Genomic DNA, 7,951 nt, shown 5'->3' on the forward strand with positions numbered 1-7,951 from the left:
TACGTTCTTTCAAGCTAGAATCGAAGCCGAGTTCATCATCTTCGATCCAAGTGACTATGCACGAAACTTTTACTAGCACAGAGAACAATTGGCTTCTACGCACCTTAGATGGGCTCGATATTCTGCGGGATTCTGTTCCAAACGGATGTGCGATTTCAGAGCAAATGCGCCAAGAAAGTCTGATCAGTAACGATGTATTGTTGCACGCGGCGGCCGAAGCGTTGTTGGCTTTTGCTGATTACTTTCAAAACAATTTGCCGCAAGCGGTATCGTCTTTTAAACGCCTATCGGCGACGTTTCATCAATTAGATAGTTCCGAGGGAGTTTTTCTTGCCAATACTGGGTTGGTGATTGTGTATCGCAAACTTGGAGAAGTGAAACTGGCATCAGAATTTGCGGAGCAAAATTTAATCCCTAATTTAGACAGTGTTAGCTCGCGCGTATTGATTTTAGCTTTGAATATCGTTGCGATTCTGTGCCAAGAGCGCGGTGAGACCTTGTCTGCAATTCGCTACTTTTATCGCGCATTAGATGAAGCACGGAAGATTGATTCTGCAAGCAGAATTGCGCAAGTGGCGGCCAATCTTGGAGAAGTTTTATATGTGACAGGTAATCCGAGTGATGCAGAAGAGTTTTTGCAAATTGCATGCGATGTCGCACCATCGTCTTCGGAGAAATGGCTGTTACCGTTTAGTTCGACCATGCTTGCTTTATGCAAGATCGCCTTAGGGAAATTTGACGAAGCCTACAAGGTGATTGCCCAGTATATCGAGAACGAACATATACATGCGGTGTACATTAATTCGTATCGATCATTTTATCTTTCGGTAGCAGCATATACCTTGGCAATGCGAGGTCATTTAGCCGAGGCGATGAATTTTAGTGAGAGTGCTTTGGCCTCGATTGATGCCATCGAGGATGCGCATCTGAAGCCGTATATGTGGTGGGTTAGCGGATATTTGCATCGTCGATTTGGGCATTACGAACAAGCCATCGCTCAGCTTAGATATGCCATTGATGAACTTGGTGAGAGTGGCTACAACCATTTGCCATTATGCGCAATCAATGAGCTTTCCGAAATTTACGCTGAACTTGGGCGCTGGCAAGAGGCCTATTTAGAGCAGAAGCGTCATCAAGCCTTGTATCTGCGTATGCAGGAAAATGCGAGCAAGATTCAAGTTGAAAGTTTAAAAATTCGTAGCGAGTTTAAACAAGCGGAACAAGATAGACGTATCAATGAATTGATTACCATTGAGCGCAAATCGTTGGCCGATGAATTGCAGCGTATGTTGACTGAGCGAGAAACAATTCTAGAGAACTCGATAGTCGGCATGATTTTCTTGAATAGCCAAGGTCGCGTGCAGTGGGTAAATACGCCTTTGTGTCAGATTTTTGGCGTTGAACGTGATCGAGTTCTTGGCGCATCCTTAGAGCCATTTTATGAGTCGCGTGAGAGTTATTTAGAGAGTGGTGCGGCTGTTAGTCAGGCAGTGTTACGTGGTGAAGCGTTTGAGACCGAGCTACAAATGCGCCGCAGTGATGGTAGTTTATTTTGGGTGCAATTTTCTGGTCGTGCAGTTAATAAGAATGACTTGTCCTACGGTACCGTTTGGGTTGTGATGGATATTTCAGCACGTCGACAGTTGGAAGACGATTTACATAAATCGGAATATAACTATCGTCTACTAATTGACAATGTCACTGAAGGGATCGTGGTGGTTCAAAATGCAAAGATCGCATTTGCGAATCGGATGATTCAATCGCTCACAGGGCACTCACATGAAGAGTTGATCGGTATGCCGTTCACGTCTTCAATTTATATAGAAGATGTACCCATCGTCACTGAGCGTCATCAGCGACGTTTGCGTGGCGAGGCAGTCGAACAATATTATCAAATTCGTTTACAGCATCGATACAGTCAGCAGTTGATTTGGGTTGAAATTTCTTCGGTGTTAATTGAGTGGGAAGGGCAAGCGGCGACTTTATCTTTTGTTTCTGATTTGACGCAACGGAAGCTGCTGGAATCGCAACTCAAAGCAAGTATGGACGAACAAATGCGTTTGCAAACTCTGCAAATGCAAAATGAATTAAAGGTTTCTGAATTGGCGCGTCGTCATGCTGAAGAAACGACCGAGGCAAAGTCTTTGTTCTTGGCGAATATGAGTCACGAAATACGCACGCCTATGAATGCAATTATCGGCATGGCGCATTTGGCTTTAAAAACAGAATTGACGGTCAAACAAAAAGACTACGTAGAAAAGATTCACAAAGCTGGTTTGTCCTTGATGGGCATCATCAATGATATTTTGGATTTTTCTAAGATTGAAGCAGGTAAGCTCGATATCGAAGAATTAGAATTTGATTTAGATGAAGTCTTTAATAGTGTCGCGGTGGTGACGAGTGAGAAGGCTGAGCAAAAAGGCCTAGAGTATTTGTTTGATATCGCGCCAAATGTTCCTAAGCGATTGAAGGGCGATCCGCTTAGACTAGGTCAGGTATTGATTAACTTAGTGAATAACGCAATTAAGTTCACCGAAGAAGGTGAAGTTTGTGTTCACTGCAGTGTTACTGAAGTTTCCGAAAATGTAGAAGATCGCGTTCGCCTACGTTTTGATGTCAAAGACACTGGCCTCGGGATGAGTCCTCAACAATCAGCAAAGTTATTTATGCCGTTTAGCCAAGGTGACGAATCGACCACGCGTAAATTTGGTGGCACTGGATTGGGTTTATCCATTTCAAAAGGAATGGTGAATCTCATGTCGGGAGAAATCTGGTTAAGCAGTGAAGAGGGACAAGGAACTGTGGTTTCGTTTGAACTTCCTTTTGCGAAATTGAACATTGAGCAGATAGAAGTGAATCGTGATTTATTTGATCAATTGAATATGTTGATCGTTGATGATCACCTGCATGCGGCAAAATTACTGGGTGCGAAATTGGCTTCATTCGGGATTCGAACTATATTGACGCATTCAGGCGAGGAAGCGATGACGGTTCTGAATGAAGCGGAGCAAGAGAATCGTCAGTTTGATGCGGTGTTTGTTGATTTGCATATGCCGTATATGGATGGTGCTGAATTGATTACCCATATTCGGCAGACCCCATTGCGCATAGCCCCAAAAATTGCTTTGGTCGGTGCAACAGCGCGTGAGAATTTAAATTATCGCGAGGAAGCTACAATCGCCGATGCCTACTTAGATAAACCATTTAACACATCAAATGTGTTTGATTGCTTGGTGAATATGTTTGCATTTCATCAGCGCTTTAATGCCGTCAACACGATACACGGAAGTTTCAAGTGCAAAAATCTGCACGTGTTGTTGGTAGAAGATAATTTAGTCAATCAACAGATCGCCAAGGAATTGTTGGAGTCGGCCGATATTATGGTTGATGTCGCTATCAATGGACGTGCGGCGGTTGATCGTTTATTTTCGCAAGACCCACATTTTTATGGTTTGGTATTGATGGATGTCCAAATGCCCGAAATGGATGGGCATGAAGCGACTAAATTGATTCGTCAGAATTCACAATTTCAAGATTTGCCGATTGTTGCGATGACCGCCCATGCATTATTGATCGAACGAGAGCGGTGTTTTGATTCTGGCATGAATGCCCATATTGCCAAACCTGTAAATCCGAACGAGTTATATCAAACAGTCGCTGATTGGTGCAGTTCATTCGTGGTGACGAGCAATGACCATCGTGCAATTTCCTCAAATGGAAATACAGACAGATCTTTAAGTATTAAAGGTGTTGATACCCGACTTGGACTTAGTCGAACGATGGGTGATCGGCAGCTTTACTTCAAGCTCTTGAAGTTATTTGTGATAGATCAGCGCATGGCTGTGAGTAAGATTAAAGAAGCATTAGCTCAGGTTGATTACAAAACGGCCGAGATGGTTGCTCATACACTCAAAGGCGTCGCTGGCTTAATCGGCGCGGATGTGCAATTACTTGCTGCTCGAATCGAAGCCCAATTAGAAGCTTTGACGCCAGTCGCGCAAATGGATTCTTTGCTAGAAAGCGCCGAGCGACAATTACACTTTACGATTGAAGCAATTGAAGACTGTTTGAGCAACGAACAACTTGCTATCGGAAGCCACGGCGAACGTGACAGCGCCAGCTTAAGTACAGAGGAAGTGCATGCGAAGTTACGCGCATGCTATAAGTTGGTTGCTAGTTATGATGGCGATGCGTTGGAATTGTTGCAAGATGCGACGGAGGAGCTAAACCTCGCGTTTGGTTCGGATGTGCAAAAGCAAATCATGCGGGCTGCCTCACAGTATGACTTTGATGTAATTCAGTCAATTATGAAAGGTAACGCCCACATGATTGGTATGAGCTTGGAATAAAAGGTGGTAAGCAGTCCGACAAAACGAAGAGAATTAGTTTTGAAGTAATGACAGCAATTGAAACGTTGAACTTATTCTAAGGTGAAATATGAATGATGCTCAGGACCAAGATGCGAAGCAAGTCATCTTAATCGTAGACGACACTCCCGATAATATAACTTTGCTCTCCGCACTGCTCAAAGACAAGTATAAGATTAAGATCGCGACCAATGGCTTGAAAGCTTTGCATATTGCTTCGATAGACCCTAGCCCCGATTTGATTTTGTTGGATGTGATGATGCCTGAGATGGATGGCTATGAAACCTGTCGTCGCTTGAAAGAGAATCCCCAAACTAATCACATTCCTATAATCTTTTTGACGGCTAAAAGCCAAGTTTCAGACGAAGAAATGGGATTGAAATTGGGCGCCGTGGACTACATTAGTAAGCCAGTAAGTCCGCCTATCGTGTTGGCGCGGGTGGCAACACAATTGAACTTGGTGAGAGCCAGAAATCTTTTGCAAGATCAGAATAAAAATTTGGAAGGCCTAGTTAAAGACCGCACTCGCAAGCTTGCTAAGATGCAGGACGCGATCATTATGGCGATGGCTTCCTTAGCCGAAACACGTGATAACGAAACGGGCAATCATATTCGTCGCACGCAAAATTACGTCGCCGCTTTGGCAAGGCAGCTGAAACACTTGCCTCGCTTTTCAGCTGAATTGACCGATGAAAATATAGAGCTTTTATATAAGTCCGCACCTTTACACGATATCGGTAAGGTCGGCATTCCAGACAATATTCTTTTGAAGCCTGGCAAGCTGACTTCAGAAGAATTTGAAATTATGAAGCTGCATACCAATTATGGACGCGAAACGATTTTATCGGTAGAACGTTATCTCGGTGAAAGTAATGAATTTTTACGTTTCGCGCGTGAAATTACCTACTCGCATCAAGAAAAATGGGATGGCTCTGGTTATCCAGAAAATTTGTCTGGCGATGCAATTCCCATTTCTGCAAGATTAATGGCAGTTGCCGATGTTTATGATGCCTTGATTTCAAGACGGGTTTATAAGCCAGCATTCACGCATGAAGAAGCGATTGATATCATGCGCAAAGGACGCGGCACGCATTTCGATCCCGATATTTTGGATGTGTTTTTAAAGATCACGGATGAATTTAAGGAAATCGCGATGCGCTACCAAGAGGGGGAGGGGGGCGAAACTGAAGTGTTTTAGCCATACAAAAAACGCCGATGTATTTTTTGATCTTTACAATCAATTTATTCGTAAGAGTTTATTAATAAGATCACTCGATGTCGTGGCATTGAGTTTTTTCATCAATTTAGAGCGATGCATTTCTATCGTGCGTGGACTTAAATGTAAGTTGCGCGCGATTAGTTTGCTGGTTTGTCCCTCGGCTAAGAGCGCGGCGATTTCGCGTTCTCTGGTTGATAACTCTTGTGATACTTTGCGTTTGGCGCTTAAGTCGTCAAATGTCCAAATTCCTGAGGCATGCGCATTCGCGGGATTTAGTGAGCGGCCTGTAACATGGCACCAAAATAACTCCTGGTTTGCCCGCTTCATGATTCTCTCGTCTGAATATGTTCCGGTGGCATTGATAATTGGTTCGATGCGTGCGCCGGTTCGCTCAAATTCATCTGGACTCGGATATAAAATCAAGAAAGATTGTCCGACTAAATCCTCTTGCTGATAGCCAAACATGCTTGCTAAAGCTCGATTGCATGCGCTGATCCTGCGGTTTTGCGAAACGCACATGCCGATCGGTGCTAATTGAAAAATACTTTCAAAATCAATGGGTGTGGCAACGGGCATGGCGATAGAGAAGGGAATTGGTAAGGCATATGAGGGTAATAAGTCCATTAGAATACAACGAAGCTTATTTTCTGGCGAGTTATTCACCTATTGTGTGCAAAAACGAAGAGACTTTGTGCACACTTTCGCTAGTAGTTCTACGGTATTGCATTGTCAGTAAATGCGCTCTATCCTTAATTTTTTTGTACACCTAGAAAAGGGAGACATATGAATAAGCTTTATCCTGATGCCGCTACGGCACTGGCTGATATTGTTAAAGATGGTCAGACTATCGCAGTTGGTGGTTTTGGTTTGTGCGGCATTCCAGAAGCCTTGATCGCTGCATTGCGCGATAGTGGTAAAAAGAACTTAACTGCCATTTCAAATAACGCAGGGGTTGATGGTTTTGGCTTGGGTCAATTGCTGACAACGCGTCAAATCACTAAGATGATTTCTTCTTATGTGGGCGAAAATAAAGAATTTGAACGCCAATATTTGGCTGGCGAATTGCAGTTGGAGTTCACGCCACAGGGCACATTGGCAGAGAAATTGCGTGCTGGCGGCGCTGGTATTCCTGCGTTTTTTACTAAGACGGGTGTCGGTACTATCGTCGCAGAAGGCAAAGAAGTGCGTGAGTTTGATGGCGAACAGTACGTGATGGAACGTTCATTAGTAGCGGACGTTTCATTGGTAAAGGCTTACAAAGCCGATAAAGCGGGTAATTTGGTGTATCGCAAAACTGCACGCAACTTCAATCCTAATGTGGCAATGGCGGGCAAAATCACAGTGGTTGAGGTCGAACATTTGGTTGAGATTGGTGAGATTGATCCTGATGAGGTTCATACACCGGGTATTTATGTGCATCGTATCGTTGTCAATGCGAATCCAGAAAAACGCATCGAGCAGCGCACTGTATCCCAAAGTTAATCACCGAATAAGAAAGAGGACATCATCATGGCATGGAATCGTGACGAAATGGCTGCTCGCGCGGCGCAAGAATTACAAGATGGTTTTTATGTGAACTTGGGAATTGGTTTGCCAACTTTGGTGGCGAATCATGTGCCAAGCCATATGGAAGTGTGGTTGCAATCTGAAAACGGATTGCTAGGCATCGGCCCATTTCCAACAGAAGATCAAGTTGATCCAGATTTGATCAATGCAGGTAAGCAAACGGTAACGACCTTAGCAGGCTCATCGATTTTTAGTTCTGCTGATTCATTCGCAATGATCCGCGGTGGCAAAATTAATGTGGCAATCTTGGGCGCAATGCAAGTTTCAGAAAAGGGCGACCTTGCCAACTGGATGATTCCAGGAAAAATGGTAAAAGGCATGGGCGGCGCAATGGATTTGGTCGCAGGTGTTGGCCGTGTTGTGGTGTTGATGGAGCACGTTGCGAAAGGCGATGCACATAAGATTTTGAAGACGTGTAATTTGCCATTAACTGGTGTTGCTGTGGTAGATCGTATTATCACCGATCTGGGTGTAATCGATGTTACACCAAGCGGATTGAAGTTGGTTGAATTGGCGCCAGGGGTTAGCAAGGAAGAGATTCAGGCAAAAACGGAAGCGACAATTGATATGAGCGCGATTTAAATAATGCGTAATCGACTTGTATGTCGATCATGCATTGATTGAATTTGTCGGGTATAAAAACGAGAAAAAAGCCTGAGAAGAAATTTCTTCTAAACTGAACCCCAAAAGTTGGACACCAACTTTTGGGGTTTTTTAATGGCTAAACATACAGAAGAGTTTAAATACCGTGTAGTGCAAGAGTATTTAAGTGGCGCACTGGGGTATCTTGCATTAAGTA

5 protein-coding genes are annotated in these 7,951 nt (G+C 43.8%); 4 read left to right on the forward strand and 1 reads right to left on the reverse strand.

What is annotated here, in order from left to right:
* Positions 1-56 precede the first annotated feature (56 nt).
* Both KDM92_RS16080 and KDM92_RS16085 read left to right on the forward strand, forming a co-directional pair.
* A complete protein-coding gene (locus tag KDM92_RS16080) occupies positions 57-4,349 on the forward strand; it encodes a response regulator (protein ID WP_212685440.1) in 4,293 nt (1,430 codons plus the stop codon).
* 88 nt (positions 4,350-4,437) lie between these two features.
* The gene (locus tag KDM92_RS16085) at positions 4,438-5,565 is read left to right on the forward strand and encodes a response regulator (RefSeq protein WP_189346702.1); all 1,128 of its coding nucleotides are present in this window, start codon (positions 4,438-4,440) and stop codon (positions 5,563-5,565) included.
* A 39-nt stretch (positions 5,566-5,604) separates the two neighbouring features.
* Here KDM92_RS16085 and KDM92_RS16090 read toward each other — a convergent pair whose 3' ends face one another.
* Positions 5,605-6,162 (reverse strand): LuxR C-terminal-related transcriptional regulator, encoded by a 558-nt coding sequence (locus KDM92_RS16090; RefSeq protein ID WP_212685452.1) that lies wholly within the window; start codon positions 6,160-6,162, stop codon positions 5,605-5,607.
* 207 nt (positions 6,163-6,369) lie between these two features.
* Here KDM92_RS16090 and KDM92_RS16095 point away from each other — a divergent pair, with 207 nt between their 5' ends.
* Positions 6,370-7,068, forward strand: a complete 699-nt coding sequence (locus KDM92_RS16095; RefSeq protein WP_212685441.1) for a CoA transferase subunit A — start codon at positions 6,370-6,372, stop codon at positions 7,066-7,068.
* Between the two features lie 27 nt (positions 7,069-7,095).
* Positions 7,096-7,734, forward strand: a complete 639-nt coding sequence (locus tag KDM92_RS16100) for a CoA transferase subunit B (RefSeq protein ID WP_212685442.1) — start codon at positions 7,096-7,098, stop codon at positions 7,732-7,734.
* The last annotated feature ends 217 nt before the right edge of the window (positions 7,735-7,951 follow it).

The sequence above is a fragment of the Affinundibacterium baiyunense genome (assembly GCF_018139645.1).
GTDB lineage: Bacteria > Pseudomonadota > Gammaproteobacteria > Burkholderiales > Burkholderiaceae_D > Undibacterium > Undibacterium baiyunense.

Coding starts and splice junctions, on each gene's coding strand:
- KDM92_RS16080 (WP_212685440.1), top strand. CDS start 57: ATGCACGAAACTTTTACTAGCACAGAGAACAATTGGCTTCTACGCACC.
- KDM92_RS16085 (WP_189346702.1), top strand. CDS start 4,438: ATGAATGATGCTCAGGACCAAGATGCGAAGCAAGTCATCTTAATCGTA.
- KDM92_RS16090 (WP_212685452.1), bottom strand. CDS start 6,162: ATGCCCGTTGCCACACCCATTGATTTTGAAAGTATTTTTCAATTAGCA.
- KDM92_RS16095 (WP_212685441.1), top strand. CDS start 6,370: ATGAATAAGCTTTATCCTGATGCCGCTACGGCACTGGCTGATATTGTT.
- KDM92_RS16100 (WP_212685442.1), top strand. CDS start 7,096: ATGGCATGGAATCGTGACGAAATGGCTGCTCGCGCGGCGCAAGAATTA.